18 protein-coding genes are annotated in these 26,729 nt (G+C 42.4%); 10 read left to right on the top strand and 8 right to left on the bottom strand.

What is annotated here, in order from left to right:
* Positions 1-11 precede the first annotated feature (11 nt).
* The 5 genes from HQ43_RS08725 to HQ43_RS08705 all read right to left on the bottom strand — a co-directional run bounded on the left by HQ43_RS08725 (position 12) and on the right by HQ43_RS08705 (position 9,599).
* Entirely contained in the window at positions 12-1,196 is a 1,185-nt protein-coding gene (locus tag HQ43_RS08725; RefSeq protein ID WP_161785905.1) for a TolC family protein, read from the bottom strand.
* Positions 1,193-4,294: an efflux RND transporter permease subunit gene (locus HQ43_RS08720; protein ID WP_316930796.1), complete on the bottom strand. Its 3,102-nt coding sequence runs from the start codon at positions 4,292-4,294 to the stop codon at positions 1,193-1,195. The genes HQ43_RS08725 and HQ43_RS08720 overlap by 4 nt, the downstream gene beginning before the upstream one ends.
* A gap of 18 nt (positions 4,295-4,312) precedes the next feature.
* Positions 4,313-5,824: an efflux RND transporter periplasmic adaptor subunit gene (locus HQ43_RS09565; protein ID WP_052103171.1), complete on the bottom strand. Its 1,512-nt coding sequence runs from the start codon at positions 5,822-5,824 to the stop codon at positions 4,313-4,315.
* Between the two features lie 151 nt (positions 5,825-5,975).
* The gene (locus HQ43_RS08710; protein WP_036792322.1) at positions 5,976-6,395 is read right to left on the bottom strand and encodes a hypothetical protein; all 420 of its coding nucleotides are present in this window, start codon (positions 6,393-6,395) and stop codon (positions 5,976-5,978) included.
* Between the two features lie 822 nt (positions 6,396-7,217).
* On the bottom strand, positions 7,218-9,599 hold the full coding sequence (locus tag HQ43_RS08705) for a DUF5686 family protein (protein WP_161785904.1): 2,382 nt from the start codon (positions 9,597-9,599) through the stop codon (positions 7,218-7,220).
* A 236-nt stretch (positions 9,600-9,835) separates the two neighbouring features.
* On the opposite strand from HQ43_RS08705, the gene HQ43_RS08700 reads away from it, so the two are divergent.
* Complete coding sequence (locus tag HQ43_RS08700; RefSeq protein WP_036792318.1) at positions 9,836-10,837, top strand: malate dehydrogenase; 1,002 nt, start codon at positions 9,836-9,838, stop codon at positions 10,835-10,837.
* A gap of 95 nt (positions 10,838-10,932) precedes the next feature.
* Here the strand turns inward: HQ43_RS08700 and HQ43_RS08695 are convergent, their stop codons facing one another.
* Entirely contained in the window at positions 10,933-12,663 is a 1,731-nt protein-coding gene (locus HQ43_RS08695) for a glycoside hydrolase family 3 protein (protein WP_052103170.1), read from the bottom strand.
* A gap of 489 nt (positions 12,664-13,152) precedes the next feature.
* On the opposite strand from HQ43_RS08695, the gene panD reads away from it, so the two are divergent.
* The 9 genes from panD (at position 13,153) to HQ43_RS08645 (ending at position 24,526) form a co-directional block, all read left to right on the top strand.
* On the top strand, positions 13,153-13,506 hold the full coding sequence (panD, locus tag HQ43_RS08685; protein ID WP_036792314.1) for an aspartate 1-decarboxylase: 354 nt from the start codon (positions 13,153-13,155) through the stop codon (positions 13,504-13,506).
* A 44-nt stretch (positions 13,507-13,550) separates the two neighbouring features.
* Entirely contained in the window at positions 13,551-14,252 is a 702-nt protein-coding gene (clpP, locus tag HQ43_RS08680; protein ID WP_394358435.1) for an ATP-dependent Clp endopeptidase proteolytic subunit ClpP, read from the top strand.
* A gap of 11 nt (positions 14,253-14,263) precedes the next feature.
* Positions 14,264-15,571, top strand: a complete 1,308-nt coding sequence (clpX, locus tag HQ43_RS08675) for an ATP-dependent Clp protease ATP-binding subunit ClpX (RefSeq protein WP_036792295.1) — start codon at positions 14,264-14,266, stop codon at positions 15,569-15,571.
* Positions 15,572-15,749: 178 nt separating this feature from the next.
* Positions 15,750-17,936 carry a DNA helicase RecQ gene (recQ, locus tag HQ43_RS08670; RefSeq protein WP_036792293.1) on the top strand — a complete coding sequence of 729 codons (2,187 nt, stop codon included), beginning with the start codon at positions 15,750-15,752 and terminating at the stop codon, positions 17,934-17,936.
* A 22-nt stretch (positions 17,937-17,958) separates the two neighbouring features.
* Positions 17,959-18,882 (top strand): RsiV family protein, encoded by a 924-nt coding sequence (locus HQ43_RS08665; protein WP_036792290.1) that lies wholly within the window; start codon positions 17,959-17,961, stop codon positions 18,880-18,882.
* 25 nt (positions 18,883-18,907) lie between these two features.
* Positions 18,908-19,537, top strand: coding sequence for a 16S rRNA (guanine(527)-N(7))-methyltransferase RsmG (gene rsmG / locus HQ43_RS08660; protein WP_036792287.1), 630 nt, complete (start codon positions 18,908-18,910; stop codon positions 19,535-19,537).
* Positions 19,534-20,181 carry an MBL fold metallo-hydrolase gene (locus HQ43_RS08655; RefSeq protein WP_052103169.1) on the top strand — a complete coding sequence of 216 codons (648 nt, stop codon included), beginning with the start codon at positions 19,534-19,536 and terminating at the stop codon, positions 20,179-20,181. The genes rsmG and HQ43_RS08655 overlap by 4 nt, the downstream gene beginning before the upstream one ends.
* Positions 20,182-20,228: 47 nt before the next feature.
* Positions 20,229-23,102, top strand: a complete 2,874-nt coding sequence (gcvP, locus tag HQ43_RS08650; protein ID WP_036792284.1) for an aminomethyl-transferring glycine dehydrogenase — start codon at positions 20,229-20,231, stop codon at positions 23,100-23,102.
* A 125-nt stretch (positions 23,103-23,227) separates the two neighbouring features.
* The gene (locus HQ43_RS08645) at positions 23,228-24,526 is read left to right on the top strand and encodes an acetyl-CoA hydrolase/transferase family protein (RefSeq protein ID WP_036792282.1); all 1,299 of its coding nucleotides are present in this window, start codon (positions 23,228-23,230) and stop codon (positions 24,524-24,526) included.
* Positions 24,527-24,664: 138 nt separating this feature from the next.
* Here HQ43_RS08645 and HQ43_RS08640 read toward each other — a convergent pair whose 3' ends face one another.
* Together HQ43_RS08640 and HQ43_RS08635 are read right to left on the bottom strand one after the other, a co-directional pair.
* Positions 24,665-25,669 (bottom strand): hypothetical protein, encoded by a 1,005-nt coding sequence (locus tag HQ43_RS08640; RefSeq protein ID WP_036792279.1) that lies wholly within the window; start codon positions 25,667-25,669, stop codon positions 24,665-24,667.
* A 16-nt stretch (positions 25,670-25,685) separates the two neighbouring features.
* On the bottom strand, positions 25,686-26,609 hold the full coding sequence (locus tag HQ43_RS08635) for a hypothetical protein (protein ID WP_152567510.1): 924 nt from the start codon (positions 26,607-26,609) through the stop codon (positions 25,686-25,688).
* Positions 26,610-26,729 lie beyond the last annotated feature (120 nt).

Genomic DNA, 26,729 nt, shown 5'->3' with positions numbered 1-26,729 from the left:
CGAAGAGGAGTTCAGAGACGATGCGCAGTGAGTTCGGCTTGTACAAGCGCAAGGTCTCGCTCCATATTCAGTTTCTCTTCATAGGCTTCAAAGAAGTATTCAACCTCCAAGAGGTAGGTAAGCAGGGAGATCTCTCCGTTGTCGTATGCCTTGAAGAGCAGGGCATCGTTACGATTATTGACCAGTACAGCGTTGTAGCGGTCTATATTTTGTCGCAGCACTTTGGCTCTGTCATAGAGGTTGCGATAGTGGCGTTGGTGCTGAGTACGACTCTCTTCAGTTTCTGCACGTGCCGCAAGAAGCTCCGCCTTGGCTTGACGAATGTGGTTTTTATTCTCCCAGAGAGGAATGGAGACTCCCACGGTGATGCCCTGGAACCGCTCTCCGGTAAGAAACTCTCCCAAGTATCCGACGGAAAGCTTTGGAAGAGTCTCGGAGCGAGTGAGCCTAAGCTGCTGCTCGCCAACGTGCTCTTGCTCTTTTTGTGTGAGCAGAAGCGGACTATTGGCTTGTGCATCCGTGTACCAAATGTCAAAGTCCGGCATCTCTTCGGGAGCAGGATAGGAGTCAATGGCAAACTCCGGTGCTTCTCCCCCATTGAGTACGGCAAGTTCGGAAAGGAGTCGATCTCGCTCCAGATTCAGGAGCTTGAGCTTGTTTTCGGCATTGGTGAGGTTGAGAATGGCTTTATTGTATTCAAGGACATTGACGCTGCCGGCTTTACTCATTCTGTCGTACGCGGTGGCTATCCGACGTGCATTGTTCAAGATCCTATCGTATAGCGCGAGAAGAGCATTGTAGCGAACGAGTTCTATGCAAAGTGATTTGGCTGCGAACATCAGCTCCATCCTCTCCGTGAGGTATTGGTAGTGAGCCGTGCGATTCTGTCTGTCGGAGAGATTTTTCCTATACAGATAAACGGTTGGAAAGTCCAGTGTCTGCTTTACGATGATCTCTTGACGCACTCCCAGTTCTGCAGGCCTGCCTCTGAAATAGCCCCATTCCACTTCCGGATTGGCAGGAGTAAGCCCGGTCTTATTGGAGATTTTTTTGGCTTCATATTGCCGTTGGAGCGTTTTGAGCTTCTTGCTGTTCTGCTCTATCTGCCTAAGCACAGGAGTGTATATGTCTTGCGCAAGGAGAGGTGCAGCAGTAAGAGATAGGAGTAATATCAGGGTCTGTATTTTTGTCTTCATTGTGCGTTCTGTTTTTGTTTTCTTTGTGCGAACCATTCGTACACTATCGGCATGAGATAGATGTTGAGAAGAGTAGAGGTGAGAAGCCCGCCCAACACAACAACAGCCATAGGGCTCTGAATTTCATTACCTGGTTTGTCTCCACTGAGAATAAGCGGAATGAGCGCAAGTGCAGAGGTAAGGGCGGTCATGAGGATAGGATTGAGGCGGTCAATAGAACCGTTCAATACTGTTTCATGCAGCGGTGTCTGCTTCTCTTGCAGCTGTTTGTACTTGGAGATGAGGAGTATTCCGTTGCGAGTGGCTATCCCAAACAGGGTGATGAAGCCGATGATAGAAGGAATACTTACAATAGAGGTGGTAAAGAATATGGCAAGAACGCCTCCGATAAGTGCCAATGGCAGGTTCAACAGTACGATGGCGGAGAGCGAAACACTCTGAAACTCTCCGAAAAGCAGCAAGAAGATGACAAGGAGAGAGACTATCGTGGCGATCAGAAGAGTCCGTGTGGCACTCTGCGCACTCTCGAACTGTCCTCCATATTCTATGCGATAACCTTCCGGAAGTGTCGTGCTTTTTTCTATCTCGGTGCGTATCTCTTCTACCGCTCCTTTGAGATCTCGTCCGGAGACATTAGCGGAAACAACGAGCTTGCGCTGTACGTTTTCTCTTGAAATGCTGCTCGGTCCTCCCGCGGATACAATCTCTGCAACTTCACTCAAAGGGACTTTTCCTCCGAATCCGGTGTCTATAAGAGCATCTTTTATAGCGTCTATGGAGGAGGTGTAGCGTTTATCCAGCCTTAATACCACTCCGAAGCTTCTCTGTCCTTGATAGATTTCGGAAAGCTGCTCACCGGAGAATGCCAACTCAATGAAGCGGTTGAACTCCTCAACGCTTATACCATATCTGGATAAAGCCCCCCGATTGGCTCGGATTTGTAACTGCGGCGTCTCGGTCTGCTGCTCTACAGAAACGTCCACCACACCATCTATTTTCTCTATAACACTTTCGATCCGGTTACCCAACATTATGAGTCTGCTCAGCTCAGTACCGAAGATTTTGATCGCAATATTGGCTCTGGTTCCAGAAAGCATGTGATCTATCCGGTGTCCCAACGGCTGTCCTATTGTGGTTGCAATGCCGGGAATGCCTGCCAAGCGTTCTCTCATTTCATTGAAGAGCTCTTCTCTGCTTCGCTTGTCAAGCTTGAAATTGACGTCGATCTCTGCTCCGTTGGTGGACTGTGAGTGTTCGTCCAACTCTCCTCTTCCTGTCCGTCTGGCTGTGCTGATTACCTCCGGAATCTCCAATAATGATCGTTCTATCATGGAACCAATCTCGTTGTTCACATCCAGCGATACTCCCGGCTTGACAACGGCGGATATAACCGCAGATCCTTCATTGAACTCCGGAAGAAAACTCTGTCCCATTCGAGAGAATATCACTATGGCTCCGACAAAAAGAACCACAGTGAAAGCCACGACTTTCTTTTTGTTATCCAATACCCACGAGAGAGTTTTGAAGTATCCGGCAGAGAGTTTGCGAGTGATCCAGCTGTCTTTTTCGTTCTTTTTAAGGTACTTTTCTCCTGAGAGGATCATCTTGCAAAGCAAAGGTGTTACGGTCATAGCAGTAACCAAAGACATGAAAAGAGAAATAATATACGCTATTCCAAGCGGTTTGAGCATGCGACCCTCCATCCCGGAAAGGAAGAAGAGAGGCACGAAGGCAACCATGACTATGAATGTTGCATTAAGAATAGAGGCACGTATCTCCTTGGATGCCTCAAAGACAACCGTGAAGACCGACTCTCGTTCGGCCTTTGGCTTCTTATGGTTCTGCCTTAGTCGCTTGTAAACATTCTCCACATCTATTATGGCATCATCGACCAAAGAACCAATGGCTATACACATCCCTCCCAGTGTCATCGTATTGATATCCAATCCAAGAAGGTAAAGCACGACAAGAGTGCCAAGAAGAGAGAGAGGAATGGCAATAACGGAGATAATCGTAGTCCTAAAGCTGTTGAGGAAGATAAACAGTACAACGATAACAAATATCGCTCCCTCCAACAACGCTCGACCAACATTGCTCACTGAACGCTCTATAAAATCTGCCTGACGGAATATATGGCTATCCAGCTTTACATCTGCCGGAAGAGACTTTTGAATCTCTTTCAGATTGGCTTCAATCTTTCTTGTCACATTCAGAGTATTGATGTTCGGCTGCTTTGAAACAGATAGAATGACAGCCGGAGTAGCATTCCGGGAAGCATATCCCATCTTGATGGCACTGCCTATCACTACATCTGCCACATCGGAAAGCAGTACCGGTTTCCCGTCATTCATCTTCACAAGAGTAGATCCAAGCTCTTCCAAATCGGTTGTTCGGGCAATACCTCTGATGGCATACTCGTTACCATAGTCTCTCACAACTCCTCCGGTGGAGTTTGTACTCATGCTTCTTCCTACGGCCTCCAGCTCTGACATCGTTACACCATAGGCGTGCATCTTCTGAGGATCTGCAAAGATCTGATACTGCTTTAGATCTCCTCCTATTATGGTAACCTGTGAGACACCTCCGGTGGCAAGTATCGCTGGCTTTACGACCCAGTCTGCCAATGTCCGCAAATCCATCATGGAAGTGGAGTCTGCCTGCATACCGATAAAGAGGATCTCCCCCATAATACTGGATTGAGGTGCAATAATCGGAGTAATACCTTCGGGCAGAGACTCGCCCAAAGCAACCATCTTCTCGCTCACGATCTGTCTGGCTTTGAAAATATCCATTCCCCAGTCAAACTCCGTCCAGACAAAAGAGTAACCATAAGAGGAGGCAGAACGGACTCTTCGCACATTTGTTGCTCCGTTCACAGCCGTCTCTATGGGGAAAGTAACAAGGCGCTCCACCTCTTCTGTTGCCATTCCTTGAGCATCGGTCATGATGACAACGGTAGGAGCCGTAAGATCCGGAAAGACATCCACATCCATCTTTCCCGATGAGTAGATACCTCCTATTATGAGAAGCACCGAAGCGAGTAAGATAACCAACCGGTTCTTCAAAGAGAATCGGATTATATTATCTATAATATTCATCACTATCCTCCTTTCTTTTTAGTGCAAATGACCGGCATGAGGGTCTATTGATCCGGATGCTTGTGCCAGCTTTACCAAAACAGCTCCACGTGCCACCACTCTATCTCCTTCGGAGAGACCTCGAACGATCTCCGTTCTCAAGCCATCTTTCCTTCCTGTCTCCACCTCTCTTTTTTCAAACAGAACCGGTGTAAGTTGCAGATAAACAAAGAAGTTTCCCATCTCTTCTATGAGAGACTCATTGGGGATGGTGAGAACTTCTTCCTGACCTCTTGTACGGATGTACATCTCTATGAAAGAACCGGGAAGCAGATCGGCAATATTCTTTACGCGGAACAGCGTTGATACCACAGGGTTTTCGGTATTGACAAAACGGCTGTAAGAGACCAGACTACCATCCAATTTCTCAAGCGTGTATGTCTTTTCATCATTCAGCTTTTTGAAATGAGCTGCAGAGATATCTCCGAGATAAGGATAATATTTTGAGGGTATCTCTGCCCGAATAAACAGATTTTTATTCTGCGAGATAGTCATGATGGCACGCCCCTCTTCCACATACTCTCCACCGGCAACCATGAGTTGCTTTACGTATCCGGATATTGAAGCAGTTACGGCTCTGCGATTACCGGAACAGTTTTTCTTTAAGTTATCAAAGATACTTTCTGCTGTCTCGTACTCCGATTTGGCTTGAAGAAGTTCGCTTTCCGTAACTATATTATCTTCGACAAGAGAGAGTTTGCGCTCATACTCTCTTTTTGCCAGCGCATATTGGCTCTCAGCTTCTCGGTAACGTACGGCAAGGTTATTATCTACCAATTCTCCCCCTTCTACGTAAAGCAGTGTCTGTCCGAAAGAGACAGATTTCCCCTCCACCATATCCCCGAATGGAATGGAAACGATACCGCTGTTCTTTGCCACGATAACACGCTCTTCGCCTTGTGCCGGTTCTATTTGAGCCATGGTCTTTATTACCTGTCCAAACTGCTCTTTCTTGCACACTTCTGTCGAAAAGCCTATTTTCCAACTCATCTCTTTAGTAAAAGCCACGCCGTTGGAACTGGTTATGACAAGATCTGCAGCTGCATGTTGTGCTTTATGAAGATTGTTAAATACGACTATTTCCGGTGTTCGGGTTGGCTGCTGTTCTCCTTTACCGTCAATCATTTCTATTAACAAAGCTCCTTTTCCTGCTGTTGATGGGGCAAGCTTCAGCTTGAATATCCCCGGACTTTGAGGAGCTTCGACTTCCTGTTTTACGGTCTCCATCGCCTCACCAATAAGGCTAACGGTTATCTTTCCCGACTCTAATGGCTTAAAGTCTGAAAGTTGAGTAACATAAATGGTTATATTGGAGGCTTTTCCTTTAGCAAATGGTGTGGCTTCGATAAAATACTCGTAATGGTCGTTATATGCCGTAAGCTGAAGCACTTCATCGTGCGTATGTTCCTCTTTCTCGGCATCTTTTTTTGCTCCACATCCTGAAAAGATTATAGTAAGGAGCAGAGATAATATTATGGTATATCGTCTCATTTTATAGAATCTGTTTATAGGTTTTACAGGACTTCCTCTGCCGACAACATGAGAATATATCGGACAGAAGTATATAACGTAACCCTCTTTCTCGCCATACGGATGGCAGAAAGAAAGATAAAGTCTCAGAAAATATCCGGACTCGACAGATCTATAAAACGGGAGGGGCGCGTAAACCGGAGACAGGCAGTACAGCTTCTGAGAGCTTGTACTTTACGTAAGGATTAAATAGTAATGTTCGGACAGGAAAAGCTGCTGCACCATCTATCTCTATGCCATTCAAAAGAAACGCTACCCCGAAACTTAGGTCTAAAATAACCGGTTCCGGAATCTGATCGGCATCATTGACGCTTCTGGATGAAGCCACATAAGCATCTTTCACCAAACACTCTTCCGCTCTCCCATCGCTGTGAGAACAATCGTCTCCGTGTGTATGTGTACGCTTCTGTTCGCCTACAATAGATGTTACAGATACGAAGTGCTCATTCAAGTGAAGATGAGGAGCCAAAGAGTGCACCAGCACGAAAATACCGGTAATCAAAGTCACTAATATGATGCGTCTGTCTATCATAAAGATGAAATCTGCACAACGTATAGGGCAAAAGTAACAATTTATATCCAAATAAAGCAACAATTTTATCCGGCTCCTTCTATTTATTCAAAACAACACCATTTTCTAAAATCATTCCTGCTTTTGAAGCAAAAGTCAAAGATGTTTTTATATAAAAGTACTGCACCTCTTTCCCTTATTTTCTTTCTCTTTTCTTGCTTTTGCAGCTTACTCGGAAAAACAGATTTCTCATAAAACTCTTATAATAAACACTTTATCAAAATCTCAAATTTTTGATCAACTCTCCTCTCGGTCGTTTTCATAGGCTGTTTTTGCGTTAATATAGTTGAAATTCATCCCATTTTGGTGTAAATAAATCCTAACTAAGAATCTGCCTAAAAAATGGTCATTCAATCAATAAAATATCATAAACATATAATTATCAATACATTAAACCAAAAATCTAAACGTATTAAGTGAATTCGATAAACGTATTAAATGAAATCAATAAACGTGTTTACTGAAAAATTAAACACGTTAAGCCGATCGACTATCCCTATTCACACTTTTCACTTACCTGAATCGCTTAATTTGTGTAAAGAATCAAGCCGGTTTTAACAATTCGATTTGGAGTCAAAAACAAGAGGAAAGATCAAAATAGAGAGCCGTATTATGGGGAAAATCTTCGGGATGGAATATATAAAAATACACTCTCTATAGTTGAATAAAAAAGCCAAGTGGGCAGCCCCCCCCTGTCTCTTTTTAGAAAAAGCGTGTATCTGCTCCGATTTACAGAGCCTTTCTGTCGGATGAATAAAGAAGAATAAGACTGATATTCAGGAACTAAAACTCCCACTGCAGCTTCATCTTGAACCCAAATTCATTATAATCTTTGAGGCGAGAAGGGGTTATTCTGTAATAGAAATCCACACGCAAGATACGTAAAATATTCTCCAATCCCACCCCACACTCTGCATACCATTTATGAGACATGGGTGTGGTTTCGGGTGGAGTGATAAAAATTTCATCCGAATACTTGGGATGGTTGCGTCTACTTGTATTGCCGTACATACCGTTGAATATCAACACTTCCCTAAGTTTAAGCTCTTTGATGAGTGGGATCTTGTTGAGAAGAAGTCCTTTCATGTGATAACTCATAAAAAGAGAAGCGTACTCATCGGCAACATACTCCAATGGGCGCATAAGCTGGAACGCATGAGAGTAAAACTCGAATGAGGAGTTGGCAGGCGGTGAAAAGAGCATCGGGAATGGCACATGGTTCCAAATAATACCGGCACCTATCTTATAGTCTATATTCCCAAGGCGACCAATCCATAGATTTTGTTGCAAAGCAATCTCGGATCTATTGTAATAATACTCTCCGCCCATACGTGGAATGGCTGTCTCATGGCTGAATAGTATTTCCGGAATATCCATGGAAATTCTCACCTTTTCCGGATTTCTGGAAGCTCCCTCATACACCTTGCTACCCGGTGCATACTTTAGATGAATACCCAGTTTGACATCCTGAATGTGAGGTACTATCTCCAATGTGGAGTCCGGTAATATTTTCAGATAACGATATGTACCGGTGGGAGTATCTTTTACTTTCGTCCACTCCGCTCGGAGAGAGAGTCCGGAAAACCAGTCTTTCCTATAACTCACTTTGGCCGCATTGCGGTAAGATCTGTTTGTGAGATAGGCAGAGCCCAAGCTGTTTAGCAGATTATCTTTGCTGGAACTGGAGTATATCTGTCCCGGAGTATGCAGATCCCGTTCGCTCGTAATGGTAATATCGTGCTTGGGGAACTCGTTCAGATTGTACTTTTTATCCGTAAAAGAGTATGAGGAAGATATGGAATACTTCCACTGCTTGTCCTTGAAGCCGTAAGCTGCAAAGCCGTCAAGGAAAAAGTTTGAAAACAGATAGCCGGTTGTCTGTCCCCCTATCCTGAGTCTCAATCCCTCTATCGCATTGGTAGACACAAAGCTCGAAATGGGACCGAAATTGAATTTACTTCCTCCGAAGAGCATATCTTTTCGATAGCGCGTTCTCAGATAGTCGGAAGCAAAAGTATCTATCGTGCCGAAGACGAAGCGATAAAACGAAATCTCTTTCATCTCATCCAAAAACGATTTGAGCCCTTCATTCGTGGATAGAAGCCTGCGATCCGCAACATAAGTACTATCTAAAGCCACTGCGACATCGGTATTTGAAAGATCTATATATCGGGAAGGAGTGTTCAGAACAATAGAGTCCGGAGGATTCCACGCATGGTTATCGTACATTCTGTTATGAATGCTGTATACTTTCAATAGTCGGTGAAAAAGCGACATTTGAGAGTACATATTTTCCGTTTTCGGCACTACAAGTCCATTCTCAAGAGCCATATAGTCTATCTCTATTCGGAGCTTTTCCACAAAATTGAGGTTGATATACTCCGGCACTTCCAGCTCGCACCTCTCTATGGTATAGTCTTTGGTCGTATTAACGATGACACTTCCCGTAAAATTGAATGCTTGTGGCGTGAAAGGATAAAAGCTCAACACCCGGAGGCTATCCCCTTGGTCATTGAGCAGAGAGTCCGTTATATAGTATTTGTATGCCTTGGTTCCTTGAGAGCCGATCGGGGAAACAAATCTGTTGTTCAGCAGTTTTATGTAGCTGTTATGGATATCCATGTCGGGAAACATCTCGTCAAGACTTTTGGTCATAGTACCATCATCTATGTCCTGATCCACTCCGAGCGTGTTTCTGTAAAGTACAACCTCGTTTTTCTTAGACTTTTTGATTTCCGTTCCTACTGCCGTAACAGACTCTCTAACAGACAGAGGCAAGATGTATGACTTGTCAAAAACAGATCTCTCCACATATTTCTGGAAGAATGGAAGAGCTTTGTTCATCAACTTGTTGTTCAAGTTGAAGTTGGAAAGGCAGAGAGTAAGGTTTTCATATCTCTTGGCAGAATAGATTTGAACATCATCCACCAACAGCAGTCTCTGTCTATGCTTGCTCTGAATGCTGTCCAAGAGAATCACTGCAGGATTATTCTTTGCCTGATACTTCCCTCTTTTTGCTACAACAATAACATCCGGCGTTTTCCATACACCTGCCTGCTTATGTATGATAGAGGTAGTATCTTGCATCGCGACATACTCCACCTTATCCGGGATATGCAGCATACTTCCGGCAAGAGCCTTCACAGGCTTTAATCCTAAAAGCAAGAAAACCGCTAAAAGCAGTAAATATGTTATTCTGTTATAACTCATTCGATTACAAAAATAGGCTATTTCTTTTTATTCTTCAATAAGTAATAGTTTCTGCTTTTTGCATATATTTTTATCTATATTAGGCTTCTTGACCATAGAAATACCGTTTTAATGGATTATCTTTGTGGGAGAAGAAATAAAAGTCGACACAAAGAAGAAACACAATAAACACTTATACAACATTTATAATTATGGCATTTTTGACACAAGACAAACTCGTAATCGTTGGTGCTGCCGGTATGATCGGCTCAAATATGGCACAAACAGCAGCTATGATGAAGCTTACTCCAAACCTGTGTTTGTTCGATCCATTTGCTCTTGGATTGGAGGGTGTAGCGGAAGAGTTGAGGCACTGCGGATTTGAAGGAATCAATATCACCTACACCACAGATATTAAGGAAGCATTTACCGGAGCCAAGTACATCGTTTCTTCAGGTGGAGCACCAAGAAAGGATGGCATGACAAGAGAAGATCTTTTGAAGGGTAATGCAGAGATCGCAGCTCAATTGGGTAAAGACATCAAGCAGTACTGTCCGGATGTTAACCATGTTGTCATCATCTTCAACCCTGCAGATATTACCGGTCTTGTTACTTTGGTTCACTCAGGACTCAAGCCAACTCAGGTAACTACCCTTGCAGGTCTCGACTCTACAAGACTTCAAAGCGAATTGGCTAAGCACTTCGGCATCATGCAAAGCGAGGTAACCAACCCACGTACCTATGGTGGACACGGAGAGCAAATGGCAGTATTTGCATCTACTGCAAAGGTTCAAGGCACTCCTCTCACCGATCTTATCGGCACAGATAAGCTTACAAATGAAGCTTGGGCTGCTCTAAGAGAACGTGTGGTAAAAGGTGGAGCCAATATCATTAAACTTCGTGGACGCTCTTCTTTCCAAAGCCCTTCTTACGTTTCAATAGAGATGATTCGTGCGGCTATGGGCGGAGAAGCTTTCCGTTGGCCTTCCGGATGCTACGTTTCTACTCAAGGATTCGACCATATCATGATGGCTATGGAAACAGACATCACCAAAAATGGTGTGGTATATAAGGAAACAAAGGGTACTCCGGAAGAGATGGCTGAACTGCAAAGCAGCTACAAGCACTTGTGCGAATTGAGAGATCAAGTTATCGCTATGGGTATCCTCCCTGCTCTTGATAAGTGGAACGAACTTAACCCCAATATCAAGTAATGGTGCTGTAAAGTATCTTTCATAAAGAAGAAAAGAGAAAATCCCTTAGAGTGCTTGCTCTAAGGGATTTCTTTTTTAGCCTGATCCGAATAGTTCTACTGCTTAATCAAAGGCGAGGAGTATGAAGCCGTTTGAACGGGCAGGATATCTATGGAGACCGGTAGCTTTCCTCTAAAAGGGGCAACGCCGGTTATGGCTTCAACCATCGCTTTGCAAGCCATGGAGGTATCTTCGTACCCGACACAGATAGCGGAAGCTTTTTCGGATAACAATGGCAAAGCATTAAGAAGATAAGGCGTTCCCATCACCACGATGAGCGGCTTCCCTTTGACTTGTAAAGATTCAAGAGCTTCTTTATTCTCAACCCTCTTACCGGACAGTACAAGCAGAAGAAGCTCCCTATCCGATGTCTCTTCCGATATTCTATGAACCTGCTTCATCGCATCCGTTTTAGATAAAAGAAACTTTTTCGATAACAGTTGGCGAGGGATGTGGCGGGCAAAATCATTCATCAAACTCTCGTTTCCATCCACCAGCAATACGATCTTTTTTCCATCGTTCGGCTTCAAAGGCAGAGTGTTATTGTTTTTCACCAAAGTCATGCCAAGAGCGTGCATTTTCTCAGATAGCTGCACTGCTTTTTTTGCATGAAGACGTTGAAGAAGTCTGTCCGAAGAGAGAGCTGTTCTATCCATACATCCCAAAGCGATTTTGAATGCCAATACTCGCCGACACCTCTCTTCCACTTCAGAACTCGGCAGTTCCCCTCTTTTTACGGCATCCGCTATGGTGATAATATCTTCCAACGGAGTATTGCTACCCAATAACAGATCTGCTCCGGCTCTGAACGCTTCAAGTGCCACATTGATCTTTTTATTCTCCTTTGCGCCCTCCATTTCGAGAGCATCCGTAAAGAGAAGTCCATCGAACAAGAGTCCGTCTCTAAGCAGAATGGTAGATATATCTCTGTTTAAGCTTGCAGGAAACGATGTCGAAGATAGAGACGGCACCAGAAGATGCCCGACCATCATACTACCCATTCCGGCACGAGCATACTCTCTAAAGGGAAGAAGAGCAGTCTCTTCCAAAGTCTGACGATCCGCCGCAACCGTTGCCAGAGCCTCATGAGAGTCTATATGTGTGTCTCCATGTCCGGGAAAATGTTTGGCACAAGAGAGGATACCATTTGCCTCCAACCCTTCCGAGTAGGCAATACCCAGGCGAGACACATTATGTGGAACTTCTCCGAAGCTCCGAATACCGATGACAGGATTTGCCGGATTGGTATTTACATCCAACACAGGAGCAAACATCACATGAATGCCCATCTGTTTGGCTTCTTCTGCAACCACTTCTCCGTACTCCCTCATAAGCGACGCATCATCTATCGCACCCAGCAACATACTTTTGGGGTATCGTGTTGTGCCTTTAAGTCTCATAGCCAACCCCCATTCACCATCAAAAGCCACCATCATGGGTGTTTGAGCTCTTGTGCGCATTCTATTGGTCATGAAGAGCTGATCATACGCACTTCCCCCCCTGAAGAGCACGCCTCCCATCTTGCCGTCAATAAGAAGATCCCATTTTTTCATGGCATTTGCGTCCGTAGAAGGGACGACCATCGGCATCATACATTGTGCTACCTTCTCTTCCAAACTCATCCGTTCCATTATGGAGTCGGCTTGGCTGTAGTATGCTTCGGCATTCTTCCCGAACAGTTTTAAGGGATGTTTGGCAGATTGAGCAGCAATCGAGAAAGAGCAAAGCAATAGAGCAAGGGCGGTAAAAACGAGATAAGATACTCGAATGTTTGGGTTGGTATTCATGATAAATGCTTATTTGTTCTATTATACAAATGTAAGAAGAACAGCCGTATTTCTACTCTTTAAGGCTTCCACTCTCTTGGTCGGAGTGGTGATCCTCTTTCATTTCTTTGCCGAACGTGTTCAAATAAAGAGATTAACGGGAATAAAAGTTGCGATGAACCTTAAATCTGCCGCAAATCGTGCTTTGATTTGTGATATTCAAGGTTTGATGGCTACAAATCAAACTTTGTTTCTTGCGTCCCAAGGCATGATTTTAACTTCTTATCATATTTAAGCATAAATATATACCTGATCAATCTATTTTTTCAACAGCTATAAAGAGAAAAAACAGAGAATAAAGGCTTGAACAGAGCATGGAAAGAGGGCTGAAAGAAAGAGCCAAAAGAAAGATTTGGTTAGGTGGGAGAATTTCCCTTTTTTTGTACCGAAATATGAGTACCCAAGTAGAAAAAGTGCTATGAAGGGTAGCGAATAATTGAATATAAAACAATGTATATCACAGTATTAAAGTCCAAGATTCACAGAGTACACGTTACGGAAGCCAATCTGGACTACGTAGGCAGTGTTACCATAGACGAAGATCTTCTGGACGCTTCGGGTATTTTGGTGGGAGAAAAAGTGCAAATCGTTAATAACAACAACGGAGAGCGAATCGAAACTTACACCATACCCGGAGAGAGAGGCAGCGGTATTGTCTGCCTTAATGGTGCTGCCGCCAGAAAGTTTATGGTTGGAGACGTCGTCATCATCGTGGCTTATGCGATGGTTACACCGGAAGAAGCCAAGACGCTGAAACCGACAATCATATTCCCCGATACTGCTACAAATAAGTTGGCTCGGTAATCCCGAAGTCTATACATGAATAACAGATAAAAGATATGAACAGTATGTACAATCCACAGGAGTTCTTGAAATATGCTACCAAGCATGTCGGGCTGTCATCCCTCGGAGTGGAACAATATATAGGGCACTTGAATACCAGAGCCGAAGGCGGATATATCAATCCTTCAATCATTGAAGAACGCCAGCTGAACGTCGCCCAAATGGATGTCTTCTCCCGTTTGATGATGGACAGAATCATCTTTCTCGGCAGCGGCATCAACGACTATGTTGCCAACGTAATACAAGCACAGCTTCTGTTCTTGGAAACCAGTGAACCGGGGAAGGATATATCTATATATATAAACTCACCCGGAGGCAGCGTCTATGCCGGATATGGCATTTACGATACCATGCAGTATATCTCTTGCGATGTTAATACCATCTGTACCGGTATGGCTGCTTCCATGGCTGCAATAATATTGGTTGCCGGAGAGAAAGGCAAACGCATGGCACTTCCCCACTCTCGCGTCATGATCCATCAGCCTCTCGGCGGAATGCAGGGGCAGGCTTCGGACATGGAGATAGCTGCAAGAGAGATCCTCAAAGTGAAGAAGGAGCTTTATGCCATCATAGCAAAACATTCCGGGAAATCTATCGAAGAGGTAGAGCGAGACAGCGACAGAGATTATTGGATGGGGTCTCAAGAAGCATTGGAATACGGAATGATAGACAAGGTGCTTGTACGCAATGACAACAAGAATGCCTAATAACCCTGTACATGAGTAAGAAAAAGTCTGAAGATAAAGATAGACAGGAGCAACACTGTTCTTTTTGCGGATTGGGAGTGGATCAGGTTGACATCTTGGTTCCGGGCCCTCAAGGAAATCTGTGTGACAGGTGTGCCTATGCCGTTCATGATGCTTTAGAAGAGGCACTAAACCCCAACTATAACAAAAAGAAAAAAGGGAAAAGCGTAGAACTTCCTCCTTTGGAGCTTCTTCCCAAACCGAAAGACATAGTAGCCTATCTGGACAAATATGTCGTAGGACAGGATGATGCCAAAGTAACACTTGCAGTGGCTGTTTACAACCACTACAAGAGATTGCAGTACAAACAGGCAAATGTTGCCGAAAGTAAAGATTTGTCTTATCTTGCAGATAGCGAAGTGGAGTTGGAAAAGAGCAATATCATGATGGTTGGACCCACAGGAACGGGAAAGACTCTTTTGGCTCGCTCCATATCCAAACTCCTGCACGTTCCGTTCACAATAGTGGACGCTACAGTGTTTACCCAAGCCGGATATGTCGGAGAAGACGTGGAAAGCATTTTGTCTCGCCTGCTTCAAGCAGCAGACTATGACGTATCGTCCGCAGAGAAAGGCATAGTCTTTATAGACGAGATAGATAAAATCGCAAGAAAAAGCGACAATCCATCCATCACGAGAGATGTGAGTGGTGAGGGTGTACAACAGAGTATGCTTAAACTTCTTGAAGGTACGGATGTCAATGTTCCCCCCGAAGGCGGACGCAAACATCCGGAGCAAAAGATGGTTAAGATCAATACAAGCAACATTCTTTTTATCTGTGGAGGGGCATTTGATGGTATAGAGAAGCGTATCGCCAAACGTCTGAATACCAAAGTGGTGGGATATGGCGTGGAGAACAAGCATAAAAAACTTGGGGAGCTGGATCTTTTGAAGTATCTCTTGCCTGCAGATCTTAAGTCTTTTGGTCTTATTCCTGAGATAGTGGGACGTGTTCCCGTCCTCACCCATCTGCTGCCTTTGGATAGGAATGCCCTGAGAATGATCTTGACAGAACCGAAAAATGCCATCTCAAAACAGTACAAGCTGCTAATGAAAATGGATGGTATAGACTTGGATATATCCGAAGAGGTTTATGATTTTATCGTAGATGTCGCTTTGGAATACAAGCTTGGAGCTCGCGGCCTTCGAGGTGTTTTTGAAAGATTGATGAGAGAAGCAATGTTCAATATGCCTTCAAGTCAGGAGAAAAGACTGCACATAGACTTGGAGTACGCAAAGGGACATATCGATCTGACAGATTTCAAAGAGGGGTATTTGTAGAGAAAGCCGATATTTTCAAAGAAATATCATGAGAAGTGGTTGGTATATTCGTTTTATTGCTATATTTAACTTCAAATAGGGAAGGATTCTTAACACTTTCCTTAAAGTGAGAACCACTCGAAGAATAAAGCAATAGTTTTAAGACTATAGATACCAATACTACTTATTATCTGTAATAATGGCTAACTCTTTACGACTGACAGAGCATCTGAAAAAGCACTTTGGCTTTGACTCTTTTAAGGCAACACAAAAGGAGATTATTCAAAGTATCATAGAGGGTAACGATACTTTTGTGTTGATGCCTACGGGAGGAGGAAAGAGCCTTTGCTACCAACTCCCGGCTCTTATGTTGGAAGGGACAGCCATTGTAATATCTCCGCTGATAGCATTGATGAAAAATCAGGTTGATGCCATCCGTTCATACACGGAAAAAGAATCAACGGCACACTATATCAATTCATCTTTGAATAAGGCTTCATTAGAGCAGGTAAAAGCGGACGTTATCTCGGGGCAAACAAAGCTCTTATATGTAGCTCCTGAAAGTCTTACAAAACAAGACAATATAGAACTGCTTAGACAGATAAACATATCTTTCTATGCAGTGGATGAAGCTCACTGTATCTCTGAATGGGGACATGACTTTCGTCCGGAATATCGCCGGATAAGGACATTGATGGATGAGATAGGTACTAAACCTATAATCGCTCTGACAGCAACCGCAACGCCTAAGGTGCAAAGCGACATCCAGAAAAACCTCGGCATGGTAAATGCCAAAGTCTATAAAAGCTCCTTCAACAGAGAGAATCTCTACTACGAAGTTCGACACAAGAATAGCGAATTTGAAAAAGATATGATTCGCTTCATAAAGCAACATACAGGCAAGACAGGCATAATCTACTGTATGAGCCGGACGAAAGTAGATGAGATAACAGAGCTTCTGAAGACAAACAACATAAAAGCGATGGCTTATCATGCCGGCATGGATTCCATACAGAGAAGCACAAATCAGGATGCTTTTCTGAATGAGGATGCGGATGTGATAGTAGCGACCATTGCTTTTGGTATGGGGATAGACAAGCCGGATGTACGCTTTGTCATACATCACGATATGCCTAAAAGCCTCGAGGGATATTATCAAGAGACCGGAAGAGCCGGAAGAGACGGAGGAGAAGGACTGTGTATTGCCTACTATGATGAAAAGGATATGGAAAAGCTGGAAAAGTTTCTTATATCCAAAAATAAAAGTGTAAATGAAAGGGAAATCATCAAACAGTTACTGTCTGATGTTTCTGAATTTTCTCGAACCTCTATATGCAGACGCAAATTCCTGCTGCATTACTTTGGAGAGGTTTACGAACAAGCTAATTGTTGTAACTGTGACAACTGTAAAAGAATAACAAAGCAAGTGGAAGCAAAAGATTTATTACTTAACGTATTGGACGCAATTGCGGCACTAAAGGAGAAGTTCCCTGCCGAATATGTAATCACGATACTTTCCGGAGAGGAAACTGCTGATGTAACAACCTATAAACATGCCGACCTTGAGGAATTTGGTTCCGTAGTAGAAGAGGATAAAGAAAAGCTGGAAACCGTAATAAGACAGGCTCTCATAGATGGATATATCTCAAAAGATATAGAAAACTTAGGAGTACTTAAACTGACAACAAAGGGAAAGTCTTTTCGTAAGAAGCCCACTTCTTTTACTATTCAGATGGAAGATGCTTCCGAAGAAAGCAGCGAAGATGTAGAGCTTAAAGGGTCCGGTGGCGGAGCGTCCGACCCCATTTTATTCTCAATGCTGAAAGATCTACGGAAAAAGATTGCCAAAAAGTTGGATTTGCCTCCTTACGTCATATTCCAAGAGCAAAGTCTGAACGATATGGCGATGTTTTATCCGGTAACCATAAGTGAACTATCCAATATTTCGGGAGTAGGACAAAACAAAGCTCAACGCTATGGAGCTGAGTTTGTGGAACTGATAAGCTCTTATGTTAAAGAGAATGAGATCGAGAGACCGGAAGATATCAGAATCAGGATAGTTCCCAATAAGTCCAAACTTAAAGTTTCCATTGTTCAGCTCATAGACAGAAAGGTGTCTCTTGAGGATATTGCCAATAACTTCAATCTGGAATTTGATGAACTTCTTGATGAAATAGAGGGGATCGTGTATAGTGGAACGAAAATAAATATAGACTATATCATAAAAGATCTTTTGGATGAAGAGCAGACAGAAGAAATCTTTGAATATTTCAAGAACTCCACTACCGACGACTTAAAAACCGCAATAGAAGCACTCGGTCCCGATATTGAAGAAGAAGAGGTAAGGCTGGTAAGAATTTATTTCTTGTCCGATGTGGCTAATTAAACAACATCCCCGGTAAGTTTCTATGAAGGCATCTCTTTTTCTTCTCTCCTGTTTTCTTCTTTTGGCACATATCAGTACATCTTGCATTGCCAAAGAAGAAGAGAACGATTCTCAGAAAATAGAAGATCTGAACTCTTCTATTTCCTGGAACAATATCAGAAGAGATACCCTCATAGCGATAAACAAAGACTCTTTATTGGCTTGGGGGATAGATGCGGCTGTTACAAAAGAACTTAAAGTCGCCACTCTTTATATAGAAATGTCTCTTATCTCCCCTAAAGTTTTATCTAAAAACTTGAGTGTTTTAGAGCAAAATATACATAGGATACTCTCTTTTGTCTCACCTAAACAGTATGCGATAACAAAGAGTAATACGGAAGAGTCGAGAGTTAATTCTTATTTCTCTACTTACATTGATAACTTCAAGGCCAACCTTAAATCTTACTACACTGCAATGCAGTTTGGCGATATTGAGGATGAAAAGCTCTCGTCGGCATCTACTTGGTTTATCTCTGTGAAAGATTCTTTGATATACAATAAACATAATGTTGCTTCCGTGGTACAGTTTGTTGAGAGCAGCTTGGGAGAGGATGATAAAACCATTCGTTCTGCTGCATATAACATAGACTTGGAAAAAGGTAGCAGAATATACTTGGACTCTATTATCAACCTTAACTCTGAAGAGTTAGTATCAAGTTTTGTGGTTAAAGCCCTAATGAGGGACTATTCTGCCGTAACGGAGGAAGATTTAAGTAACAAAGGATTTTTTCATTACTCCGATATTCATGTCGGAGAAGATTTTTATTTTTCAGATACCGGCTTGACATTTATCTTCGATCCTTACGAAATCGCTCCTTCGTCTATGGGGCGAATAGAAGTGAACGTTCCGTATAGTGATCTAAAGCCCGTTTTCAAAGAACCTTTAATAATAGACTCTTCGTTATAGAAAATATTATGCATACTTGATCTTTATGAATGTAGAGCTTATATATAAATTTTTTCCCTCTCTTACAGATCGTCAGAAAGAGCAGTTTAGTTTGCTACCGAGTCTCTATCTGGACTGGAATAGCAAGATAAATGTTATATCAAGAAAGGATGTAGACAACCTTGTTTGCAATCATATTTTACACTCTCTTGCCATAGCTAAGTTTATCTCTTTTAAGCCTGACACCACAATCCTTGATATTGGTACAGGAGGTGGTTTCCCCGGGATACCTCTTGCTATTATATTCCCGGAGGCAAACTTTACTTTGATAGACAGCATAGGAAAAAAGCTGAAAGTGGTTGATGATGTCATACTAAAGACAGGACTTGAAAACGTGAAAACCATTCATACAAGGGCGGAAAACCTGAATGACAAATATCAATTTATCATAAGTCGTGGGGCTCTATCTATGGATATTTTAAGAGGATTGGCCCAAAAACTAATAGATAGGAAAAATCAGAAAAACGGCATCCCTAATGGTATAATAGCGTTGAAGGGAGGAAGTCTGGATGCTGAACTGCGAAATGTAAAAAACATAGCCGTCCAAGAAGACATTTTGGAGTATTTTGATCTGCCTTTCTTTGACTCAAAAAAAGTAGTTTTCTTGCCCTTATGATCTTACATATAAAGACATTTTCATTTAATCTGGCGGGGGAAAACAGCTATCTCCTGTACAATGAAAAAGGAGAAGCGGCTCTTATAGATTGTGGTGCTTCAAACCCTAAAGAGTGGAATACGATCATATCTTTCTTGTCAGAGAAAAATCTTAGTCTAAAGATATCTCTTGCTACTCATTTTCATTTTGATCATGTCTGGGGTGCTCCGTTTATATGGGAGTCTTTTGGCATTAAGACTTACGTCTCTCAAGAAGAACGACAAATATTACCTTCATTGAAAGATCAGCTACGAGCCTTTGGTTTAACACTTGATTCTAAATTAGATGATACATGTTTTGAAGACTTGGATCCTAATATGAAAACACTCATTGGAGAACCACTGCAAGTACTATCCGTACCGGGACACTCTCCGGCACACGTAGCATTTTTCTTACCAACACAGCAATGTATATTTTCAGGAGATGTTATATTTGCGGGAGGTATAGGTCGTACAGATCTATGGGGAGGATCTTATGAAGTGTTAGGACAGTCCATATTTGATAAGATTTATACATTGCCTTCTGAAACCACAATTTATTCCGGACATGGACCGAATACAACAGTCGGCATCGAACAGCAAACGAACCCTTTCTTTAGGTTATAGCATAGTTATCAAAAACATTATAAAAATCCATTATTCTTAATCATGATATGAATACATTAGATTTTTCTATCCGTCACATAGGTATTTCGGAAAAAGATCAACAAGAAATGTTGGAACGTGTGGGAGTTAAAAGTTTGAACGAACTGATAGAACAAACCATACCTTCAAATATACATCTTCCAGAGGAACTTAACCTCCCATCTCCTCTTACAGAGAGAGAACTTATAGAACATATCTCCGAATTAGGTAGCAAGAATAAAGTCTTTACATCTTATATAGGTATGGGATGGTATGACACATGCACTCCTGCACCCATTCAGAGAAATATTCTTGAAAATCCAAGCTGGTATACTTCATATACTCCTTATCAAGCCGAAATTTCTCAAGGACGTTTGGAGGCATTATTCAACTTCCAAACAGTGGTAACGGAACTTACCGGTCTTCCTTTAACAAACTGCTCATTATTGGATGAAGCAACAGCCGGAGCAGAGGCCGTGGCTATGCTGCACAATACGCTTCCAAAATCAAAAAAGAAAGCAACTAAAGTTTTGGTAGATGAACGAGTATGGCAGTCAACCATAGATGTTATTAACACTCGTTGTATCCCTCAAGGAATTTCCGTAGAAGTATGTGATGTGTTTAGTGCTGAATTAACCGAAGATGTATTTGGAATAGTTGTTCAGTATCCTGATGCCAATGGAGAGGTAAAAGATTATACTCAACTCGTAGAACGCTCTCACGCTGCGGATGTACGTGTTGCTGTTGCCGCAGATATTCTTTCTCTTGCTATTCTGACTCCTCCAGGAGAATGGGGAGCCGATATAGTCTTTGGTTCTTCGCAACGCTTTGGTATTCCTATGTATTTTGGAGGTCCTTCCGCAGCATTCCTTTCTGCTCATGATGACTATAAAAGAGCTATACCGGGTCGCATAGTTGGGCTGTCAAAAGATCGTAATGATCGTCCAATATATCGCTTAGCTCTTCAAACTCGCGAGCAACACATCAAACGTGAAAAGGCGACATCAAATATCTGTACAGCTCAAGCTCTTTTGGCTACAATGGCAGGTATGTATGCTGTATATCATGGGGCAGATGGCTTGAGAGATATAGCAGAAAGAGTGCATGGGTATGCCAATCGTTTGGCTATTCTTCTTAAAGATCTTGGCTACCAAATAAAGAGTGAGTCATTCTTTGATACCATTGTTTTAGAATCACTTTCAGAACAAGAAATCGCCAAAATAAGAGAAATAGCTGAAGAAGTACGAGTCAATTTCAGATATGATAAGAGTGGAACCATCGGTATTTCTGTTGATGAGACAACATTAGAAAGCGATTTGGGAATGCTCCACTATATTTTTGCTCAAGCTAAAGGACTGGAGGTTGACACTAACGTATGTTACGATTCAGATAGATGCACAGCTAAGCTACCACAAAGTATGGTACGTAAAAGCGATTTCTTGCGCTTTGATGTCTTTGAAAAATATCATACAGAGACAGAACTCATGAGATATATCAAGCGTTTGGAAAGAAAAGATATTTCTTTGGCGCACTCTATGATTTCTCTCGGATCATGTACAATGAAGCTGAATGCAGCGTCAGAACTATTCATTCTAAGTAATCCTCAATTTGCCTTTATACACCCTTATGCTCCTAAAGATCAGACAGAGGGATATATGGAAATGTTGGACAACCTTTCCGGTTATCTTGGAGAGATTACGGGATTACCTTATGCATGCCTTCAACCTAATTCCGGAGCGTCCGGTGAATATGCAGGTCTTAGAACTATCAGAAATTATCATGAATCGATAGGACAGTCTCATCGAGACATCATACTGCTTCCTATTTCTGCTCACGGTACCAATCCTGCAAGTGCTATACAATGCGGTTACAAGACCGTAACAGTGGCTTGTGATAATGATGGTAATGTGGATGTGGAAGACTTTGAAAAGAAAGCAAAGGAGAATGCAGACCGTCTTGCTGGAACAATGATTACTTATCCTTCTACTCATGGTATATTTGAACCGGAGATAAAGAAGCTTTGCCAAATTATTCATGACAACGGAGGACAAGTTTATCTTGATGGAGCAAACATGAATGCACAAGTAGGTTTCACCAATCCGGGATATATAGGAGCGGATGTATGCCACTTGAATCTACATAAAACATTTGCCATTCCTCATGGTGGAGGTGGTCCTGGTGTAGGTCCTATATGTGTGAAAGAACACCTTAAACCATTCTTGCCAAGTCATTCTCTCATCTATGGAGATGGTGTTACTCCAGTATCTGCAGCGCCATTTGGTAGTGCGGTGATCTTTGGTATCACTTACGCATACATTAGAATGTTAGGTGTAGAAGGTCTTAAGAGAAGTACCGCTATAGCAATTCTTAGTGCAAACTACATGGCTAAATGCTTGGAAAAAGAGTATGGAATTGTATATACCGGTAAAACAGGCAGAGTGGGACACGAACTTATCTTGGAATGTCGCAAGTTAAAAGAAGAGACAGGAATAGATGAGACCGATATCGCAAAACGTCTCATGGACTTTGGTTACCATGCTCCAACACTGTCATTCCCTGTTCATGGCACACTTATGATAGAGCCAACCGAGAGTGAAAGCTTAGATGAGCTTAACCGCTTCATAGACGTTATGAGATGTATCCGTCGTGAGATAGAGGAAGTGAAAGAAGGAAAAGCAGATCCTGCGAATAACGTTCTCAAAAATGCTCCACACCCACAATATGAAGTTACGGCAGATGAATGGCCATTCCCATACTCAAGAAGTAAAGCAGCATTTGCTCTTCCATATTTGTTAGAGAATAAGTTCTGGATCAATGTTGCTCGAGCAGACGGAGGTTTCGGAGACCGCAACTTGGTAGCCACCATGTCTTGCTGCGTTGTGGAAAACCAACGAAACGAATAAAAATAATTATGTTCGTTAAAATAAACTTTGACATATAACCTTAAGGTGTACTCTGCTTCAATTCAATATAGAGGCAGAGTACACCTTTTTCTTTTATCTTAAACATTATTATCACTTATCGCTATATGAAAAAATGCAACTATGTCTCCATTACAGAAGCCATCTCTCATGTCAAGAGTAATGATAAGATAGTTCTTGGACATGGGGCAGTCTCTCCTATCTTACTATTGGAAGAGTTATATCGTCAGCGGGAAAGATTATTTGGAGTAAAGATATTCCACCTGATTTATTTGGGAGACCCTGTTCACACGCGCCTTGATGCTCAAGCTCACTTCCAAACACGAGCTCCATTCATCACCGGAGGAGCAATAAGAGATGCCGTAGCAGAGAATCGTGCAGAGTTTGTACCAATGCACTTCCATATTATTCCATATCACTTTTTACCCGGAGGAGGATACGAACCGGATTGGGCTTTTATTCAAGTAACCCCACCCGATGCCAATGGACTCTGTTCCCTATCTTTGGCTTCTGACTATACCTTACCCGCAGCAAGAGCAGCTAAGCGAGTTATTGCTATGGTCAATCCTAACTTGCCGTATGTGTATGGAGACAATTTTCTGTCAGTAGATGAAATAGATTTCATGGTCGAAGCTCCTATGGAGAATCTTACCATTGCGTCTTCCCCCATTACAGAGACAGATCAAAAAATAGCAGAGTATTGTACTTCTCTTATAGGGGATGGTGCTTGTATTCAAGTAGGAATTGGCTCTGTTCCAGAGGCTGTTCTCTCCAAACTTCACGACAGAAAAGATCTTGGGATACATACAGAGTTGATGACCGATGCCATTATGAATCTGATTAAGAGCGGAGCAGTCAACGGATCAAAAAAAGGAGTTTTACCCAATAAAGTACTCACTGCATTTGCCATGGGATCTCAAGAAATGTACGACTTCATGCACAACAATGACGACATTCTCCTCTATCCTGTGGATTTCACAAACAATCCTTTTGAAGTTGGAAAAAATGAAAACTTTGTATCTATCAATTCTACGATAGAAGTTGACTTATATGGGCAACTCTGCTCTGAAAAAGTCAATGGAAGACAATACAGTGGAACCGGAGGACAAGTAGACTTCCTTCGAGGAGCAAGATATTCCAGAGGAGGAAAGAGCATTATTACTGTACACTCAACAGCAAAGAATGGAACTATTTCCCGCATCGTTCCATCCCTTTCTGCCGGGAACAACGTTACTTCAGGCAGAACGGACGTTGACTACATCGTTACCGAACACGGTATTGCCCACCTGTTTGGCAAAAGTGAAAGGGAGCGAGCATTGGCACTATGCGCTATTGCAGATCCTCGATTTAGAGAAGAGTTGGAAAAAGAGGCTTATACTCGCTTCAATATTAAGAAGATCTTCTAATCCAACCAACAGAAAGGTTCAAACTACTTGATATACGAAAGCAACCGCTTTGAATAGTCTCTTAAGAGCTATTTCAAAGCGGTTGCTTCTTATATAAACGAGTCTATATATCCTTGACAATATAAAAAGGATAAATTCCTAATAAGTTACCGGTTTTAGTTTCAAGCCGGTAGTTTCTACCAGTCCACACATCAAGTTCATAATATGTACTGCAGTTCCTGCTCCACCTTTAAGAAGATTATCCTGTACACTTACAACCATTAGTTTTCTTCCGTACTTCATCAAATGGATTATAGAATAATTGGTATTCACCACTTGTCTGATATCCGGAACCGTATCTTGAATATAGACAAAGGAGTGATCATCAAAATGTTCTCTATAAAACTTCTTTATTTCATCCAAAGAGACATCTATATCAAAGTAGGTACAAGCATAGGTTCCTCGAACAAAGTTCCCTCGTATCGGCAAAAAGTTAATCGGCTGAGTAAAGCTATTCTGACAACACCTCAGAGCATATTCCATCTCTTTCGTTTGCCTGTGTTCAAAAGGGTGATAAAGAGTAATCCTATCACTCATCGAATCGTAATGAATAGCCGAACTTTGTGGTCTTGCAGCATTCTCTGTATGTCCTATCACGGAAGAGACATGCAGCTCTCTGTTCATAAGCAGATGCTTGGCTAAAGGAATGAGTCCGACAATGACGGAGTTTGCAAAACTTCCCGGTACAGAAACTGATGAGGCATTACAGATAGCCCTTCTATTCATTTCAGGTAAGCCATACACAAACTCCCGTCCGGAACAAAGTTCTGCTGTCTTAGCTACTCTCTGCTCATCCAGTGGGCGCAGTTCATAAGAGAAGTCTATAACTTTCAAGCTCTCTGGCAGCATATGAGATGAGTAAAAAGCTTTTGCCCGTGCGCTGTTAAGGCAAACGAAAAGAACCTCCAACTCCGAGAAGTCTGCATTATCCGTAAAAACAATTTCTCTAAAGTTGAAAAGCCCCGGATGAATATGGGAAACCATCTCACCAACATGCTCCGGAGCATAAACTTTTTCCAGTACTACATCCTCATGATTTATGAGCAGAGCTATAAGCTCGCCCACCATAAAACCTTCACTCCCTACTATTCCTACCTTTATCATACTGTTTTATTCTCTACTAAAATACGAAGTCAATACCAAGAGCCAAAGAGGCGGTAGTATAGCCATCAACATTCGCATACTTGAAGTACGGGAACACCCCAAAATACTTATTGAAGCGATAAGAAAGCCCACCACATATAACATCCTTTGGTATAGATTTATCGGTTTTTCCTACCTTAATATCCACATGATCCCATCTGGCAAAAAGAGAAAGCTCCGGCTTCAAATAGACCGTAGAATAGATAGCTCCACCCTTAATAATACCATCATCTTCACCAAATTGAGCGTGAGATAGTACATTATATTCCGCTGCAACCCTAAATGGTTTGGTATTATAGGCAACCATACCTCCCAACAGAGTTCTGGGAGCAAAGCCTTTCGGAGCATCCCCTACCTTCAAATCCGGAGTAATTGCAGCAAGTGCATTCAGCCTTAATCCCACAGGAGTGCTGATGTTGATACCGGAATAAAATTGAATGCGACTGTCCACAGCCAGATTGAAACATCCTTCACCATTCGTTACAGAAGCGTATAGCTTAAAATAGTCTGTCGGACGATAATTGAGATATACACCCAAGTCTGCACTGGATGCAAAGCCATGCACATAAAGGAAAGCCGGTCCCACGTAGCGATGTCCCCATTCTATCTCATGCTCAAAGCCAACACCGGTTTCCACAAGACCGCTTCTCACGGTTAGCTTCTCCACATCATAATTTACAGAGGCGTACTTGGGCATCATCTGATACCTTCCGTCTACGGGAGCTAAATCGAGTACCACTTCTCCGCTCCAAGGAGTATTTGTTGTTATACTATAACCGAGATAGCTCCGATTAAGGATAAACTGAGAGGGAGTATTTTTATTTAGCCCTTGGGAATACTCTCCAAAGACGCGCAAGATGGGTTTACCTTCCCAGTTAATTGTTTTTTCTTGTGCCTTCATCTCTCTTCCTGTAAAAAACAGGGTGCACATAGCAGCAATACAAAAAATAAACTTTCTCATCTTTTTAAGGTTTTAGGTCTGAATACTTACACTCTCACAATCAGCGGATATACCCTTAGT

It is taken from the genome of Porphyromonas canoris, assembly GCF_000769115.1.
Classification (GTDB): Bacteria; Bacteroidota; Bacteroidia; order Bacteroidales; family Porphyromonadaceae; genus Porphyromonas_A; species Porphyromonas_A canoris.
This window is presented reverse-complemented; position numbering and strand designations above follow the sequence as displayed.

Coding starts and splice junctions, on each gene's coding strand:
- HQ43_RS08725 (WP_161785905.1), bottom strand. CDS start 1,196: ATGAAGACAAAAATACAGACCCTGATATTACTCCTATCTCTTACTGCT.
- HQ43_RS08720 (WP_316930796.1), bottom strand. CDS start 4,294: ATGAATATTATAGATAATATAATCCGATTCTCTTTGAAGAACCGGTTG.
- HQ43_RS09565 (WP_052103171.1), bottom strand. CDS start 5,824: ATGAGACGATATACCATAATATTATCTCTGCTCCTTACTATAATCTTT.
- HQ43_RS08710 (WP_036792322.1), bottom strand. CDS start 6,395: ATGATAGACAGACGCATCATATTAGTGACTTTGATTACCGGTATTTTC.
- HQ43_RS08700 (WP_036792318.1), top strand. CDS start 9,836: ATGGCATTTTTGACACAAGACAAACTCGTAATCGTTGGTGCTGCCGGT.
- HQ43_RS08695 (WP_052103170.1), bottom strand. CDS start 12,663: ATGAATACCAACCCAAACATTCGAGTATCTTATCTCGTTTTTACCGCC.
- panD (WP_036792314.1), top strand. CDS start 13,153: ATGTATATCACAGTATTAAAGTCCAAGATTCACAGAGTACACGTTACG.
- clpP (WP_394358435.1), top strand. CDS start 13,551: ATGTACAATCCACAGGAGTTCTTGAAATATGCTACCAAGCATGTCGGG.
- clpX (WP_036792295.1), top strand. CDS start 14,264: ATGAGTAAGAAAAAGTCTGAAGATAAAGATAGACAGGAGCAACACTGT.
- recQ (WP_036792293.1), top strand. CDS start 15,750: ATGGCTAACTCTTTACGACTGACAGAGCATCTGAAAAAGCACTTTGGC.
- HQ43_RS08665 (WP_036792290.1), top strand. CDS start 17,959: ATGAAGGCATCTCTTTTTCTTCTCTCCTGTTTTCTTCTTTTGGCACAT.
- rsmG (WP_036792287.1), top strand. CDS start 18,908: ATGAATGTAGAGCTTATATATAAATTTTTTCCCTCTCTTACAGATCGT.
- HQ43_RS08655 (WP_052103169.1), top strand. CDS start 19,534: ATGATCTTACATATAAAGACATTTTCATTTAATCTGGCGGGGGAAAAC.
- gcvP (WP_036792284.1), top strand. CDS start 20,229: ATGAATACATTAGATTTTTCTATCCGTCACATAGGTATTTCGGAAAAA.
- HQ43_RS08645 (WP_036792282.1), top strand. CDS start 23,228: ATGAAAAAATGCAACTATGTCTCCATTACAGAAGCCATCTCTCATGTC.
- HQ43_RS08640 (WP_036792279.1), bottom strand. CDS start 25,669: ATGATAAAGGTAGGAATAGTAGGGAGTGAAGGTTTTATGGTGGGCGAG.
- HQ43_RS08635 (WP_152567510.1), bottom strand. CDS start 26,609: ATGAAGGCACAAGAAAAAACAATTAACTGGGAAGGTAAACCCATCTTG.